This is a genomic window from Hyphomonas sp. CY54-11-8 (genome assembly GCF_000682735.1).
Classification (GTDB): domain Bacteria; phylum Pseudomonadota; class Alphaproteobacteria; order Caulobacterales; family Hyphomonadaceae; genus Hyphomonas.
In genome coordinates, this window is the sequence record NZ_AWFD01000034.1 from 161,702 (window position 1) to 177,432 (window position 15,731).

Annotated in this window: 13 protein-coding genes and 1 tRNA gene; 6 read left to right on the top strand and 8 right to left on the bottom strand. The window is 56.5% G+C overall.

Features of this window, described 5'->3' with window-relative positions:
* Nucleotides 1–8 precede the first annotated feature (8 nt).
* From accC to aroQ, 3 genes are read right to left on the bottom strand one after another with little or no spacing between them, the layout of a single operon-like run.
* Entirely contained in the window at nucleotides 9–1,400 is a 1,392-nt protein-coding gene (gene accC, locus HY17_RS14660) for an acetyl-CoA carboxylase biotin carboxylase subunit (RefSeq protein WP_034767920.1), read from the bottom strand.
* 1 nt (nucleotide 1,401) lies between these two features.
* On the bottom strand, nucleotides 1,402–1,878 hold the full coding sequence (gene accB / locus HY17_RS14665) for an acetyl-CoA carboxylase biotin carboxyl carrier protein (protein WP_034767922.1): 477 nt from the start codon (nucleotides 1,876–1,878) through the stop codon (nucleotides 1,402–1,404).
* Between the two features lie 15 nt (nucleotides 1,879–1,893).
* A complete protein-coding gene (gene aroQ / locus HY17_RS14670) occupies nucleotides 1,894–2,328 on the bottom strand; it encodes a type II 3-dehydroquinate dehydratase (protein ID WP_034767923.1) in 435 nt (144 codons plus the stop codon).
* A 65-nt stretch (nucleotides 2,329–2,393) separates the two neighbouring features.
* Here aroQ and thiS point away from each other — a divergent pair, with 65 nt between their 5' ends.
* Both thiS and HY17_RS14680 read left to right on the top strand, forming a co-directional pair.
* Nucleotides 2,394–2,606 (top strand): sulfur carrier protein ThiS, encoded by a 213-nt coding sequence (gene thiS / locus HY17_RS14675; protein WP_034767926.1) that lies wholly within the window; start codon nucleotides 2,394–2,396, stop codon nucleotides 2,604–2,606.
* 48 nt (nucleotides 2,607–2,654) lie between these two features.
* Entirely contained in the window at nucleotides 2,655–3,425 is a 771-nt protein-coding gene (locus HY17_RS14680) for a thiazole synthase (protein ID WP_175354393.1), read from the top strand.
* A 31-nt stretch (nucleotides 3,426–3,456) separates the two neighbouring features.
* Here HY17_RS14680 and HY17_RS14685 read toward each other — a convergent pair whose 3' ends face one another.
* Nucleotides 3,457–4,398, bottom strand: a complete 942-nt coding sequence (locus HY17_RS14685) for an isopenicillin N synthase family oxygenase (protein ID WP_034767928.1) — start codon at nucleotides 4,396–4,398, stop codon at nucleotides 3,457–3,459.
* 401 nt (nucleotides 4,399–4,799) lie between these two features.
* Between HY17_RS14685 and HY17_RS14690 the strand changes: the two genes are divergently transcribed.
* Together HY17_RS14690 and HY17_RS20290 are read left to right on the top strand one after the other, a co-directional pair.
* Nucleotides 4,800–5,687, top strand: a complete 888-nt coding sequence (locus HY17_RS14690) for a nucleotidyltransferase (RefSeq protein ID WP_034767929.1) — start codon at nucleotides 4,800–4,802, stop codon at nucleotides 5,685–5,687.
* The gene (locus HY17_RS20290; protein WP_139068732.1) at nucleotides 5,684–6,190 is read left to right on the top strand and encodes a hypothetical protein; all 507 of its coding nucleotides are present in this window, start codon (nucleotides 5,684–5,686) and stop codon (nucleotides 6,188–6,190) included. Before HY17_RS14690 ends, HY17_RS20290 begins: the two co-directional genes overlap by 4 nt.
* Nucleotides 6,191–6,271: 81 nt before the next feature.
* Here the strand turns inward: HY17_RS20290 and HY17_RS14695 are convergent, their stop codons facing one another.
* Complete coding sequence (locus tag HY17_RS14695; RefSeq protein ID WP_065382675.1) at nucleotides 6,272–6,853, bottom strand: type II toxin-antitoxin system HicB family antitoxin; 582 nt, start codon at nucleotides 6,851–6,853, stop codon at nucleotides 6,272–6,274.
* Nucleotides 6,854–6,888: 35 nt separating this feature from the next.
* On the bottom strand, nucleotides 6,889–7,074 hold the full coding sequence (locus HY17_RS20765; RefSeq protein ID WP_081813178.1) for a type II toxin-antitoxin system HicA family toxin: 186 nt from the start codon (nucleotides 7,072–7,074) through the stop codon (nucleotides 6,889–6,891).
* Nucleotides 7,075–7,331: 257 nt separating this feature from the next.
* Between HY17_RS20765 and HY17_RS14700 the strand changes: the two genes are divergently transcribed.
* Both HY17_RS14700 and HY17_RS14705 read left to right on the top strand, forming a co-directional pair.
* Nucleotides 7,332–7,421, top strand: a tRNA-Ser gene (locus tag HY17_RS14700).
* Nucleotides 7,422–7,492: 71 nt separating this feature from the next.
* Nucleotides 7,493–8,218, top strand: coding sequence for a 4'-phosphopantetheinyl transferase superfamily protein (locus HY17_RS14705; protein ID WP_034767939.1), 726 nt, complete (start codon nucleotides 7,493–7,495; stop codon nucleotides 8,216–8,218).
* Here the strand turns inward: HY17_RS14705 and HY17_RS19605 are convergent.
* Nucleotides 8,215–14,307: a beta-ketoacyl synthase N-terminal-like domain-containing protein gene (locus HY17_RS19605; RefSeq protein ID WP_081813179.1), complete on the bottom strand. Its 6,093-nt coding sequence runs from the start codon at nucleotides 14,305–14,307 to the stop codon at nucleotides 8,215–8,217. The genes HY17_RS14705 and HY17_RS19605 overlap by 4 nt on opposite strands.
* Nucleotides 14,292–15,644 (bottom strand): SDR family NAD(P)-dependent oxidoreductase, encoded by a 1,353-nt coding sequence (locus HY17_RS14715; RefSeq protein WP_139068731.1) that lies wholly within the window; start codon nucleotides 15,642–15,644, stop codon nucleotides 14,292–14,294. The genes HY17_RS19605 and HY17_RS14715 overlap by 16 nt, the downstream gene beginning before the upstream one ends.
* Nucleotides 15,645–15,731 lie beyond the last annotated feature (87 nt).

Below are 15,731 nucleotides of genomic sequence, written 5' to 3' on the forward strand. Positions count from 1 at the left end.
GCGCCGCGTCAGGCTTTTTCGTCAGCTGCGTCTTCCTCGACGATCTTGTTGTCCGCGAGGAATTTTTCCAGCCAGTGAATGTTGTAGTTGCCGTTCTGGACGTCTTCGTTCTCTACCAGTCGCCGGTGCAGGTCGAGGGTGGTGTGCACGCCGCCAACAACCATTTCGGACAACGCACGTCTAAGGCGCATCAGGCATTCCCGGCGCGTGCGGCCATGCACGATCAGTTTACCGATCAGGGAGTCGTAATGCGGCGGGATGCGGTATCCGGCATAGGCGGCACTGTCGAGACGCACGTCCGGGCCGCCGGGGGCATGGAAGTCAGAGATCAGGCCGGGTGAGGGCACGAAGGTTTCCGGATGCTCGGCGTTGATACGGCACTCGATCGCGTGACCGACGAGCAGGACATCTTCCTGGCTGAAGGAAAGCTTCTTGCCTTCGGCAATGCGGATTTGTTCGCGGACGAGGTCAATCCCGGTGATCATCTCCGTGACGGGATGCTCCACTTGAAGACGCGTGTTCATCTCGATGAAATAGAACCGGCCATCTTCGTAAAGGAATTCAATCGTGCCGGCGCCGCGATAGCCCAGCTTTTCCATGGCCTTGGCGCAGATCATGCCGATCTCTTCGCGCTGGGCCTGATTGAGCTCCGGTGAGGGGGCTTCCTCGAAGACTTTCTGATTCCGGCGCTGCAAAGAACAATCACGTTCCCAGAGATGGGCGACATTGCCGTGCGTATCCGCGATCACCTGAACTTCGATGTGGCGCGGACCCTGAAGGTATTTTTCCAGATAGACCGCATCATCACCGAAGGCGGCTTTCGCCTCTGTCTTTGCGGTGCGGACAGCGTTTTCGAGATCCGCCTCGGTCTTGGCCAGCTTCATGCCTCGGCCACCGCCGCCGGCTGACGCTTTCACCAGCACGGGGAAGCCGATCTTTTTGGCAGATTTCTTGGCGTCAGCGATGGACGTGATGGCGCCGTCCGAGCCGGGCACGCAGGGCACGCCCGCATCGATCATGGCCTGTTTGGCAGCGATCTTGTCGCCCATGATCCGGATATGCGCAGCCGTTGGTCCAATGAAGGCGAGGCCATGTGCTTCCACCATTTCGGCGAACTGGGCATTTTCCGAAAGGAAGCCATAGCCGGGATGAATGGCATCAGCGCCCGTAATTTCCGCCGCGGCCAGGATCTGAGACTTCTTCAGATAGCTCTGTGAGGAGGGCGCAGGTCCAATGCAGACGCTTTCGTCAGCCAGCCGGACTGCCATGGCGTCCCGGTCGGCCTCGGAGTGCACGACAACGGTGGACAGGCCCATTTCTTTACAGGCGCGGTGAATGCGCAGTGCGATCTCACCGCGGTTTGCGATGAGGACCTTCTGGATGGTGCGTTGTTCGGTCATGCTATTCGATCAGAATGAGCGGCTCGCCAAATTCTACGGGCTGGGAATCGGTGACATAAATTGCCTTCACCGTGCCGGCCCGGTCTGCTTCGACTGGATTGAAGGTCTTCATGGCCTCGACCAGCATCAGCGTGTCGCCCTTTTTCACCTTGTCACCAATTGAAACGAACGCTTTGGCGCCGGGTTCCGGAGAGAGGTAAGCGGTGCCCACCATCGGCGATTTGATGGCATTGTCGGGCGTTTCCACGGCAGCTTCAGCAGGGGCTGCAGCAGCGGGAGCAGCCGCTGCAGGCGCGGCTGCTGTGGCCACGGGCGCCGGAGCGGCAACAGCGGCCTGCACCACGGTTGGTGCGGGTTTACTCACGCGGACCCGCAGGCCCTCATGTTCAACTTCAATTTCACCAAGATCTGCCTCACGCAGGATGGCGGCGAGTTCCCGGACAAGTCCGGTATCAAGCTTGTTCTTGCCAGTGCTCATGGATTCTATCGTCCCTTATGTTCCCGACAGCTTTAGCGCGGCCATCAGGGCAAGCTCATAACCATAGGCGCCAAGGCCCGCAATCGATGCGTTCACTGCAGGCGCGACATAATTCACATGCCGGAATGACTCGCGCGCGGCGGGATTCGACAAGTGTACTTCGACAACCGGCACGCTACAGGCCCGCAGCGCGTCATGAAGCGCGACGGATGTGTGCGTATAGGCACCGGCGTTGAGGATTACGGCCGAAGCCTCTCGGGACGCCTCTTGTATCCAGGTCACCAATTCGCCTTCAGAATTGGTCTGACGCGCCTCGATCGGCGTATCACCAGACCGTGCCTTCAGGCGATTGTGGATATCTTCAAGTGTGTCACGGCCATAAATATCCGGTTCCCGCGTTCCGAGCAGGTTGAGGTTCGGGCCCCCGAGGACATATATCGGCTTCACCATGGGGTGTTGTCTTGCGCTGTAACGCCGGGCAAGGCAAGGCCTGCTGATGCGCGGAGTTGCAGTGGATGAATATAACGCTGAACGGGGAAGCCTGCGAAATTGACGCCGGTACGACTGTGGCGATGCTTGTCGCCATGGTGTCAGCGGACGACGGTCGGGATTCGCGCGGTGTCGCCATCGAGCGGAACCTTGAAATTGTTCCCAAATCCGAGCACGCCTCGACCGTCATTGAAGACGGCGACCGCATCGAAGTGGTGCAGTTTGTTGGTGGCGGCTGACAAGGCTGTCCTGTACGAAAGGCCCCTCTGCAGAATTGGAACAGTCTCTTGAACGACCCACTGATCATTGCCGGAAAATCCTATGCCTCGCGCCTTATCGTGGGCACCGGGAAATACGCCTCCTACCAGCAGAATGCGGACGCCGCTCGTGCGGCCGGCGCAGAGATCGTCACGGTCGCGCTTCGGCGGGTAAACCTGTCGAATCCGAATGAGGAACGCCTTACCGATTTTGTGAAGCCTGACGAATTTACCTACCTGCCCAACACGGCGGGCTGCTTTACCGCGGATGAAGCCGTACGCACCCTACGGCTCGCGCGTGAGGCGGGCGGCTGGAATCTGGTGAAGCTGGAAGTGCTGGCGGACCAGAAAACGCTCTATCCGAACATGCCGGAGACGCTGAAAGCTGCCGAGGCGCTCATCGCGGATGGGTTCGAGGTCATGGTCTACTGTTCCGATGATCCGGTTTACGCAAAAATGCTGGAAGAGGCAGGGTGCTGCGCGATCATGCCGCTTGGCTCCCTCATCGGTTCAGGACTGGGCATCATGAACCCGGTCAACATCCGGCTCATCGTAGAGCAGAGCCGTGTACCGGTGATCGTCGATGCCGGTGTCGGCACGGCGTCTGATGCTGCGATCGCGATGGAGCTCGGCTGCGATGGCGTTCTGATGAACACGGCCATTGCCGCGGCCAAGGATCCTATCCTGATGGCGTCCGCCATGAAGCATGCCGTTATCGCTGGCCGTGAAGCCTGCCTCGCCGGACGCATGCCGAAGAAAATGTATGCCGATCCGAGCTCACCGCTCGCCGGCCTCATCTGAGACAAGTTCAGTTTGCGAACTACCAGGCCAGTCAGGCCTTAACGAGTCCGATCTCGCGGAGGCGTTCCATCAGGTAGTCCTGCGCGGTGACCGGCGGTTCGGCCTTGCCGCCTTCCGCGACACAGCCGGGCAATGCTTCGATCATGACATCCTGATTGAAGTGCAGGAAGAAGGGCGTTGAGTAGCGTGGGAACCGGGAGCGTTCCGGCGACGGATTCACGACCCGGTGGGTTGTCGATGGCAGCACGCCCGCTGTCAGCCTCTGCAGCATGTCTCCACAATTGATCACCAGCGCATTCGGCGGCGGGCTGACGGCAAGCCACTTTCCGGAGCGATGCTTGACCTCGAGGCCGGCTTCTTCGGCGCCCAGCAGCAAAGTGATGACATTGATGTCTTCGTGCGCGCCAGCCCGCACGGAACCTTCCGGCGGTGGGTTGGTCTGGGGCGGATAATGGAGCAGACGAAGGATCGAGTTTCCGACATTCACTTTGTCTTCGAACCAGGATTCCTCCAGCTTGAGATGAAGCGCGACCGCGCGCAGCAACTGGCGGCCGAATGTGTCGAGCGCATCATACAGCCCGCGGGTTGCCGTATCGAACGAAGGTACCTCCGGAACAGACGGAGTATCTGCCATGGTTTCCCGGTAGGGGGAGTCGGCTGGAAGGGCCCGGCCGGTGTGCCAGAACTCTTTGAGATCGGCTTCGGCTTTGCCTTTGGCATTCTCGGTTCCAAACGCAGTATAACCACGCTGGCCGCCACCGGCGCGACCGTCATATTTCAGCTTCGTCTCCTCCGGCAAGGCAAAGAAGTCTTTGGTCGCCTTGAGGTTTGCATCAATCACGGTTTGGGAAACCGGATGTTCGGAAATAACAGCAAAGCCGGTTTCGCGGAACGAACGTCCAAGTGCATCAGCGAATGCGAGCTTGTCTTCTGCCCACAGGGGGAACGGGACGGGTTTGAAATATTCGGTCATTTGTTCTGCCTAACCGGCTGGATTCATGCTGGAATAGGTAACTACCACAGGACGGGTGACTTGATACAGGCAAAGGCACCTCCAGGTGCCGGGCGATCAGGGCGAAACCCCAACAACCGCAGCCTATAAGACGATGGGGGCTTGCGGTTATCTCATCCATTCAATAGACCGGCAGTCCGCGCTGGAGAGGTGGCCGAGTGGCTGAAGGCGCGCCCCTGCTAAGGCGAGCGTGGGGAAAATCAAAGCCATGATTTTATTGTAAATAAAGAGGGGCGTTGCTTTTGATTCCCCCATATTTCCCCCATTGCAAATTCGGGGGTGAATGCGGGATTTTTGTAGAGTGATTGTTGTGCTTTTCCTGCAAATCGGGGATAGCATTACCCACAACTAAAGGTGGGTAAATGTGGTCTGCGGTAACACCTCGGTTCCGACGCTTTATAACCAATCTTCAACTATCCGAAGCTCAACGCTTTGATGGGTTATCAAAAGCTCGCAATGTCGCCCGCAAGCTCAATAGCGAGTATTTTGGGGACCCAGATCTAGGATTGGGCTACTATGTCTATGGGTCATGGGGAAAAGGTACCGCGATTTCTCCTCCTTATGACGTCGATATGTATTATCGCGTGCCCATCGAAGAGTTTGAGCGGTTTGACAGATACGCTGGGAACGGACAGTCGGGTTTGTTAGCCAGCGTCAGGGAAACTCTTCTCGATCGATATCCGCAAACAAGAATAAGAGGTGATGGTCAGGTTGTTGTAATCGATTTCAATTCCTTGACCATCGAGGTCGCGCCGTGTCTTGAAAGGCAGAATGGTTCGTTTCTTATACCGAACAGCAATCAAGGCGGAGCCTGGATGGTTGCAGAGCCTCGATCTGAAATCAGTCAGCTCAATTACGTGGATTCAATTTCAAATAATAACCTTCGTCCGCTGGTTCAGATGGCGAAACAGTGGAAGCGCCACTGCAATGTTCCTATTAAGTCATTCTACATTGAGTTGCTTGCGACAGAATATATGCGGAGTTGCGAATGGCGAGAGCAATCGCTTTACTACTATGATTGGATCGTGAGGGACTTTTTCCAATTTCTCGTGAATTCACCTGAGAAGATTGTTTCTGTTCCCTATACAGAAGAAATTATAAATGTTGGATCTGACTGGCATTCTAGATCGATCACAGCGTGGGAACGGGCTGTGTCGGCTTGTGAGTTCGAGCGAGAGGATTCTATTTGGTCTGCGGGCGAGTGTTGGCAAAGAATATTTGGTGATAAGATTCCGGAGTACGCAGCTTGACTGACACAGAGACGGAAATTTTGAAAGAATGTGAAAGGCAAGAAGAAAATTGCCTTTATACGTTCACGGTACTGATGGTTTGGCTGCGGTCCCTAAGGCGGTGGCGGAGGGTATTTATATTTGGGCAAGTTGTTTTTAGCGTGTGTGCTGCCGCATTCGCTGTAGCAGGTCATGCTTTGGCTGCGGGCGCATTTGGTTCAATTGCGGGGTTGTCGCCAATTGTGTGGGGTTCTTTGCAGCTAGATGGACAGCTCGAAGTGGTCTCGCGTCATGCATCTCTATTTGTTGAGTTGCGTGATCGTTTCAGACGAATAAAAAATATCGAGGCGACTAAAGGACTGAAGGTCCTTGAGCGGGAGTTCCAATTCGCTGTCGAGGACTTGGCGGGCGCTAGAAAGTATGGCGTTTCACCACCAGAAAAATATTTTGCTATTGCGCAAGAAAAAATTCGACGTGGTGACTATGAGAACTCAATAGACGAATTCCCGCCCGGAGACCGTTGAAGCTTTCTACTTTCTACTGCAACAAGCACCAATTAAGAGAGGGCGATTGCGCCCACGCCTTTGCGTGACGCGATTTCAGCGTCACCCCTTAGCCGGCCGCTCTCCTATCAGCTTCGCCAATTTGGTCTTTGGATGAGAAGACGAACGCCTTTTTTTGACTTTAAATGCCTGTCCTGAAATTGTTGTGGGCTCATATTCTGAAATCGAAAAAGCTTCGAAGTTCGCGTTCAAGTTTTGGATAGCTAAAAGTACAGCATCTGGTTCTTGAGTAGTTGCCCCCAATAGCTCTTTACGCGCAGCTTGTGCGAGTAGACCGGATCTTGTTAGGCCTCGTTCTTTAGCAATCTCATCGATACTTCTTAAAAGACCCGCTTCCATAGTGATATTAGCTCGAACGGTTCGAGCGTCGAGATCAACAAGTGGAACGATCATGAGAAAAGCGCCGCTTGTTAAATCTGCTCTAATGTCGGGATCGTCATGGATTTCGTCCAAACTGCGCGCTTCCGGAAGGGCTTGGTCCTCTACCCAGAGCGCCAGAGCTTCGTTAGCTGAAGCCTTAAGTTCTTCCAAAGTGTCGGCAGACGTGATGCAGCCTGGGACGTCTGGAAAATACGCACCGTAGGCGCCGTCTTCGGCGTGTACGATTGCTACATAGTGGGCCATATCATCGCCTCCTTGCTAATGGCCGCAAAGCACACCTAGTCCGCCCACCCAGCGTGACGATAAATGCTCCGCACAGTTCCAGTTGGTATGTCCTTCCTTGGGTGGGGCACAATCACTGTAAGGTCGCCCTTACGATATTTGTGATGCGAGCCCCGTGAGCTAACAAATTCGAAGCCGTCATCCTCAAGCAACTTAATGAGTTTGCGGCTATCGCGTTCCATTTTAGCCCTCAACTGGTGTGTATTTATATACGCATCGATATGGCATGATTCAATGGCAAATTCAGCGGAGCAAATCCGAAAATCTCAAAAACTTTTAGGGTAGGAGGAGTTAATCCGAAAATTTCCAATACATTTTCTTCCCCCATTCTTCCCCCATATATCCCCCACGTTCCACGTCTGTTCACGGCAATCCGATGCAATCCGATGCAATTGAGCCTTGCCCCAAATGCCCAATAACTCTAGGGATTTCGGGCTGTGGAGAGGTGGCCGAGTGGCTGAAGGCGCGCCCCTGCTAAGGGCGTATACGTTAACGCGTATCGAGGGTTCGAATCCCTTCCTCTCCGCCACTTTTTCTTTCTGAATTGATTAGGGAATTCCAGAGCAGGGCTGCGCATGTCCCGCCCAGCAGAGCTTCGCGTTGGCCAATGTCGCTGGTGTCGATTTGAAGAACGCCCTAGAACGCAAAACGATGCTGCGCCCAAACAAGATCATAAACGGACTGAACCCGCCCGAAACCGGCGCGGAAGGGGTGTGGTTCTGGCAAACCAACCCTCTGGAAGCGGGGACAAAGGTGCTGTCTGAACCCGAGAACGCGCGTGTTTCGAGGCTTCTTTTGCCTGAGAAACGTGACTTGCTCTCCGCCAGTCTCGCGGAACGCCGCCACCTGCTTGCGGGATTGCTCGGCTGTGAACCGGCCGGTCTTCGAATTGCGCATGACGATCAGGGGAAACCCGGGCTGCCCGACTATCCCGACATCTCTATCAGCTTTTCGGATAGTGAGGATTGGAACGGGCTCGCGTTATTCCGGGATCGCCCTGTGGGCATCGATGTGGAGCTTGTCCGGCCTGTCCTCTGGGAGCCGATGCTGAACATGCTGGCGGAAGACGATGAGGCTGACGATATTCGTGCGATACTGGCGGATCGAGCCGAGTTGGACACTTTCTTCCGTTGCTGGACAGCCAAGGAAGCGATCCTGAAAGCTGCTGGCACAGGCTTGAAAGGCGGTGCGCGCCGCATCCGGTTGCCTTTCGCCTTTATTTCCAGCGACACGGACCACTTCACCATCGAGCATGATGGACTCAACCTGGCAATCGACACTTTTCCGGAAGACCGACTTATCTTGAGCCGGGCATTAGCCGTCTAACCCAGATCTGTCAGCGATACGCTCATCGGCCCCACCTCGTAGACACGAAGGCCGTCGCGCCACAGGCTGCCCCGCGCGGTGATCAGAATATCCTCACCGCGATCCTCGATCTTCAGGATCTCCATCACGCTCGTTACAGTCTTCCGCTCAGGCGTCACCTGTCCGCGATAGCTCCATTTCATCGGAGCATTTGGGGCAAGCGTGGTCAGGTGCGGCTGGGTCATGCCCTTGTGGAGACCCTTCTTCCAGACAAGCTGTGTCAGCGCCTGGATCAATGCGTCCAGCCCGAGGGATCCTGGCTGAACAGGGTCCTGATAAAAGTGCGCCTTGAAATACCAAGCATACGGGTCGACGTGCTGTTGCGCTCGGATCAGCCCGAGCCCTGCCTCTCCGCCATCCGGATCGCAGAAATCGATCTCGTCGATCATTTGCATTCTGCCCAAGGCGCGCGGTTCCTGCATGGAAATCTGCATTGAAGCCGGCCGCAGGTCGAACGCCTGGGTAAAGTGAGGCTTCGCTGGAAGCCCTGCCTGTCGGACGAGAGAGGAGGGCGGGAAGAATCCGAATTGAGTTTTCAGATCCAGCACCTGCCTTCCGTCACCCGTGACGACCTCGACATCGAAGGAGACGAGTGTCATCGGTCCGACTTTGGCAATATTCGTTAGAGTACTGCGGATTTTCAAAATGCCGTCATTCCGGCCAACTTCCATGTGCAGGAAGCCATCACCTTCAAGGTTTCGGAAGCGAAGCGTGCCCACAAGTGCGAAGCCTGAATGACTGGCCAGCCAGCCGCACGGCTGAAGCGCGATTTCGCAGAGAACTGCAAACGGCATGGTGCCATTCACATTGTCGTCAAAATACCATGCATCTGCAGGAATGTCGTATTCCGCTGTCATCGTCGCGCCGAGCGTTTCCTCGGCCGGACGCGTCGTAACTGACGTCACGCGGGATATGAAATGATACGGCGGTTGAGGAAGGCGCGGAACATTCCCCTGATCGTCATAACGCCGGTACATGTCTCCGAATGCGGCAGAAGGCGCGCCATTGGCGCAATCCAGCAACGCGGCGTGATCCCCTCGGCTTTCGCGCTCTGGTCCGATCCGCAAAGGCTTGGCATCTATTCTCGGCGCCGGCCAGTTGCGGCGAAGCCGGATTCCAAAGCGCGGGCAATGGAACACCTTGTGGCCGTCGCACCGGGCAAGCAGGGAGGCGTATATTTCCGGCGTCTCCCCATCGATGATTTCGTCGATGAAGACTTCATAGGTAACCTGATGATCCTTATCCGGGATCACTTGACCGCGGCATACGAATTTCGCTGTGTGTTCGGGAATGGGTTCGAAGACGTATCCATCCCGCTCGACAGTCAGGCCCACGGCAGCGGCATAGAATTCCAGCGCCTGCACGGCGGCTTCCGCCATGAGTGTGCCGGGCATGCAGGGGTCGTTGTGAAAGTGTCCGTCATAGAACCATGTGGACGCTGGCGTTGCCGCGCGTGCCCGAAGGTAGCCGCGTTTCCAAGGCCCACCTTGCGGATCGAATGCAATGACATCATCGAACAGCGATAGCTTTCCGCCGGGAATATGTGGTGGATTGGAATGGGCGGCACAGAGCTCAAAACCCTCGCCGAAACAAGCAAAGGCATCACCGTTCCGGAACGCGTTTATATCATCCTCAGAAAACGTCCGCTTGTTGCTGACACGCTGTGGTTCGAAGCCGGCAGGGTCTGAAGTCGGGGGGGCATTTTTGGCGGCATCCCAGATGACGCCTTTGCTGTTGGCGAGTTCCTCGTCGGTAAAGAAGCCGGCTTGCCCGTTGCGGACAGAGAACGCCAAACGGTCGTTCGCTCTGCAATCATACTGGAAGAAGAACATCCGTACACCGCCCAATTCAGCGTGCCCGGTAATTTCGATCTGGAAGCCCAACGTATCGTCGACCGACGGGAGCCCCCCCTCGTGGAAGGTGATCTCGCACCCCAGCAATCGGTAGACCCGTTCGTTTTTGTTGCGCAAGTCCGCACCCATCCAGCCGATCAGCGTCAGATCAGCCTGACCGCATTCGATCAGCGGACCCGGGCGGATGCGACCGTCATGGATGAAGTCCGTATGATTGGAGAGATCTGTTTCGGTCCAGATCACACCGCCGGCTTCTTCGGTTGGGGCGGCATCGATACCGGTGACCCGGTCAACAAGAAGAAGTGGTGGTGCCGGAAGGCGTACCTGCCGGTCGAAGCGGTCCTGGGCTGCGAAGGCCGGTCCGAAGAAAGCTGACATCTTGCCTCGTGAGGAAGCCTCAACCTCTCCTCGGTCGCGGGTCGGACCAGACGGCGAACGGCGGTCGAGCGCGGTCGTCCCGCTCACCACTTTCTGCGGAGGCTCAGCACATTTTCCGGGAACGGGCTCCGGAGGTCGTCTCGGCATCGTCACCTGCTGGCACGGTATAGTCATGGCATAGTCCGGTATGCGCAGCTTGGGCGCAGGCGGCAGTCCGCACTGGGCAGGGCGTGGTCGGTTTTTGACAATCTTGGGCATGGGGTAAGGCACCGGTCTTGTAGCGTTCCATTGGCCGGCTGGGGCGGCCTCGTTTTTTTGGGCGGCGGCGAGCGTTTCGAGCAGGGGGTTCAGGTCGATTTCCCGTCCATCGGCATAAAGAAATGCCGCTGCGTTCGCGATCTGGCCAAGGTCCGAGGTTTCGATCCTGTCAGTGGCGATGGCCTTGAAAGGCTTATCTTTCAATGTGTTGGAGAGGCTGGTCGTCAACGTATCGCGTGGGCCCAGTTCGAGGAAAGTCCGCACACCATCCGCCCAAGCCTGACGCACCGTTTTAGGAAAATCCACCGTATCGACTGCCTGCCGGGTCAGCATGTCCGCGACAACGTCCGTTTCAGGCTCGTAGGCCCCGTGAATTGCATTGGCGTACAGCCGGACATTAGACCCCCGATGTACCGGCCGCGTATGCAGGCGCCGCCAGGTATCCGCGAATGGCCGCATGGCCTTGGCATGGACAATCAGGTGCTGGTTCATCTTCACGCCAGCGCGCCTGCCGAACTCTTCACACAGCGCACGGCAAGCCTCGGCAGGTCCGCCGATCATACAGTCCTCATCCGTGTAGATGATCGTGATTTCCACGCCGGGATGACGTGAGAGTGCGGCCTTTACGTCAGCAACAGGCGCTTGCAGGCGCCAGTTGGTCCAGTCGGATGGGACGTTTGGCCCCCACGCCTGTTTCGCCGTTTCGAATTCACCGCCGATGTGCCGTTCGTACATTGCAGCTTCTGATATCTCGTCCAGAAGCGCACCGGGATCCTTCCAATAGCCAAAAGAAAACAGAGCATTGGATTCCCCGAGTGAAAGACCGATAGCAGCATCGGGCTTCACCTTGAGGATGTCCAGCCAGAGGATCGCATGTGCTTGGCTGACCAGCGTACCGGCGCAAAGCTGCTCGAATTCAGAAAGGCTGGCACGTGACAGCAGGGCGGCAATCTCTTCTGCCCGGGACAATTTTGAAAGTTTCTTCCGGACCTCCGGGAACGCCATCAGAAGGCGCCTCGCCATCCGGGGGTAGACTGCAGCCGATCCGGTAAACATGAAGGCCAACTCGCCTTCCGGTTGGCCTTCGCCATAATAAATGCCGTCGCCTGACGGCACCCGATCTTTCGAGAGTTGCCGCGCAACACACGCACGCAGGTTTTGGATGGCATCTGCGCCTGCAGCCAACAAGGCGATCCGGCATCTGCCCCGGCCGCCTTGGCGTCCCGATTTCACGTTCTCCGCGAGCTTCTGCTTGCTGGCTGCTGCAGTGAAGAAGATGGACGGCGTTGGCCTTAGTGGATCCGGCATCACCAGAGGCGGCGCCAATTCAAGTGAAATCGATGTGCCAACATTCGCTGCTCCAGCCGGTACATTTATCCGGCTTTTTTTTCGTGGCCAGGACAACTTCGGAACAGCGCCGTCTGGTGTCAGGTGATGACTGTGGGCATTCAGCAGCAGTTCGATAGCTGCCTGGACTAAAGCATCAGCATCCGGAGCGGTTCCGTAAACATCGGAAAACAGGTTCTCGACGTGCCTGCTTTTCGAGTTTTTCCATTCCACTGACGCAACCGATCCAAGTATCGGATCGCCAGCGGCCTCAGCATCCTCACGACGTTTGAGAACCAGTGCAGCTGCCGCGTCGCCTGGGTTTTTTGTTTGACCCAACTCGCGAAGGGCCTTGGCCCGAACCGGTTCCGACGCAAAATCAGCTGCTGCGACAATGGCCATCGACAGGCGCTCAGAAGCCAAGGCATCAACCGCGAGATCCAGCGCGGCAGGACCGCTCGCGGCACCAGCGGATACCGAGTATCCCATGCCCTGCATGTCGCGCCCGAACGTGATCCGGTTTGCGGTCATGTTCGCCATTGCACCGAGCACCATCGCGGCATCGAGTTTCGGAGCGATATCTTCTGGTGATTGCGAGGAGGAAGAAGAAATGCGCTCCCTGAGAGCCCAGCGCGCAGAATCTGCCGCGCAAGCCATACCGGCAAAGACTCCCGTCTCGTGACTTTCAACAGGGGAAACCCTGTCCAGAGCTTCACTCACCGTAGACAGGATCGCCAATTGTTGCGGCTCGGCCTGTGTCAGGTCTTTGGGAGGTGTTCTGGCATTCGCAGCATTGGCCCCGATTTCTTCCAGTTGCGCCGGAGGAGCGATTGGCCAGTTCATCAACCGTCTCAACACCGCATCTGTCGTCCGGTCCGAGCCGGCCATAACGGCCGCGGCGCAGACGACAATTTCAGGAGTATGTGATTGTTTGAAACTGGTGTTGCGGCCTCTGCGGACGATCGGCTGGTGCTGCTCCATTATCAGGTGCGCATTGTTGCCGCCAAATCCGAAGTTACTGATCGCAGCGCGCCTTGCTCCATGATCATTTCTCCAAGGTTCCTGCTTCGCTTGTACGATGAGGTTTGAATGTGCGAGAGACTCCAGTACGTCGCCATCGATCGGTGTCGGAGGCAGGCTTTCCCGAGACATCGCACCCGTAAGCTTCAGGATGCTTGCAAGACCGGCGACGGTAATGAGGTGACCGGTATTCGCTTTGAGAGATCCGACCGGTAATTGCTCCACAGCGCCATAGACAGACTTTGCCGATGATACCTCCACGCCATCTCCAACGGGTGTGCCGGTCGCGTGGCATTCGAGGTATTGGATCGTGAGCGGATCTATTTCGTTGCGCTTCAACGCATCACGCATCGCATCGGCTTGCCCTTCGGCAGACGGTGCCAGCAGACCTTTCCGGCGGCCGTCATTCGACAGGCCGCTTGCGCGAATTAATCCGTAAACTTTTTCCCCTGGTTCAACGTCACTCAGTCGCTTCAGGACGATTGCAGCGGCGCCTTCCGAAGGCACTAGGCCGTCGGCGCCCTTCACAAACGGCCGGGAACGGCCGGTGGGACTCAGTGCATTTAATGCGTCGAAACCAATGTGAAGGATCAGATTGTCAGCGGCATTGACTGCCGCAACGAGCGCGCAGTCTATTTGTCTCGATTGCAGCTTCCGGCACGCAATATCAACAGCATAGAGGGAAGATGCACATGCCGCATCGAGTGAAAGACAAGGTCCGGAGGCGCCTAGTGCTTCGGCAATCAATCTTGATGGAAGTGCAGAATTCAGTGTCAGATGAGCAGGTGGTGTAGGTTCATCGCGCCACAATCTCGAGGCGAATTCGACATGCCCGGCCGAAGGATAAGACAGGTTCGCGGCAAACACGCCTATGGCGGAAGGGTTAACTCTGGGATTGGTGGCATCTTCCCAAGCATCAAACGCTGCTTGCAGGGACCAGCTGCAGACAGGATCTAGTTCCCCGACGCGAACGGATTTCAGGCGAAATCGGTCTGGTGCGAAGAGCGCATCAAAACCCCTTACGCGTCCGGACACGAACGACCGGGAGCTGGCTATGTCGCTGGGGAGCCCAAGTTCGACAGGAGAGACAGGGGCGTAAACGACCCGTCGCTCCATCACAATATCAGTAAGCTCCTCAGGCGTGTGTGCGCCCGGAAGAACACATCCCTGTCCAACGATAGCGACAGGTTCGAAATAGGTCATGCACTGCCCCATTCGTCACCAACGACGAACCGAACCTGATCGTGAGAAGAATTCAGAAGTTGATCTGCGAAAATACGGGCGCCTTCTTGCTTTGAGATTAGGCCTATGCCCCGCTCGGTAAACATTCGCGCCAGGGATTCATCGACCATTCCACCTTGCCAGGGGCCCCAGCAAAAGGCCTTCACTTGTGTATCCGGTATTTTCCCGGCGAGGTGAACGGCCACATTGTTCAGCCACTCATTGGCTGCGGCATAGTTAGATTGCCCTTCGTTTCCAAATACAGCGGATGCTGAAGAAAAAAGACCAATATAACGAAGGGCAGAAGGCTTGATACAAGACAAGATCGTTTCAAGTCCGGTGACTTTGGGCGAAAAAACCTTCTCAAAATTCTTCAGACCGAGCGCTTCGGCGAAACCATCTGACAGAACACCTGCGCCATGAACCAGGCCTGTGACCGGGCCTTCTTCATTTATGAGTCTGGAAAGGGTGGTACGAAGGCTTGCCTGATCCCCAATGTCTGCCTGTACGTAACGGGCTTTGGCCCCGCCAGACTCGATGGCTTTCAGGGTAGAGACGATTTCCGCCCCGGCCAGAAGTATGCGGGCGAAGCGGTCAATCTCTACCGGCGTCTTGGGAGCATCGGCACGACCAGAATTCTTTGCCAGGGCACCACGCAGCGCTTTGAGATCGGTTTCTCGCTCAAGCCAGGCAGGCCAGGCAACGAGATCGGACCGACCGAGCAGAATGAAACTACCCCCTGTTCTTTTTGCGAGTTCAATCGCGCAATCGGCAGTCACACCCCGGCCGCCACCGGTTATCAGCCAGACTGGTGATTCAGGAACAACCGATGCGGTTGACGGCGGCCGGACAATTTCGCCGGGAACATCTTGATAAATTCCGTCGTTACTCAGTGTATAGGTACCTTCAGACAGGATCAGAGACATCGCAATGCGAGATGCTTCATCCTGGATATCTCCAGAAATTTTGAGAGACGAGGCACTTACGCGTATTTCGGGGCGTTCAATCCGAAGCGAACGACAAAGGCCTGAAACACCTCCGATCGCTGACAAGGAGCGGGCTGACGTGCGGTCCAGCGCAACGACATGCACCCCTTCGTGCGCCGACAGGATCGCCTTGAGAACGTCATGGTGTCTTTTTGCCTGTCGTTCCTCGGTCAACCCTTCCGTAAGAAGACACGTCCTTGCGCTTTGAGGCTTGCTGACGATGCTGGCCTCTCCACCGCGACTTTCAATCTCTTGTTTGATCGCTTCGGCAAAGGCTGGAGCAGCATTTGTTATCTCGATCGCGTCGGACTCGTCGAACGATACAGTTTGGTCATATGAAGCCACTTGTACAGTCTCGAGTACCCGCACGGCGTTCAGATATGGAGCATTCCCTGCGTCTGTCGCGCCGGGACGGACCGCCTCAGGAGGCGT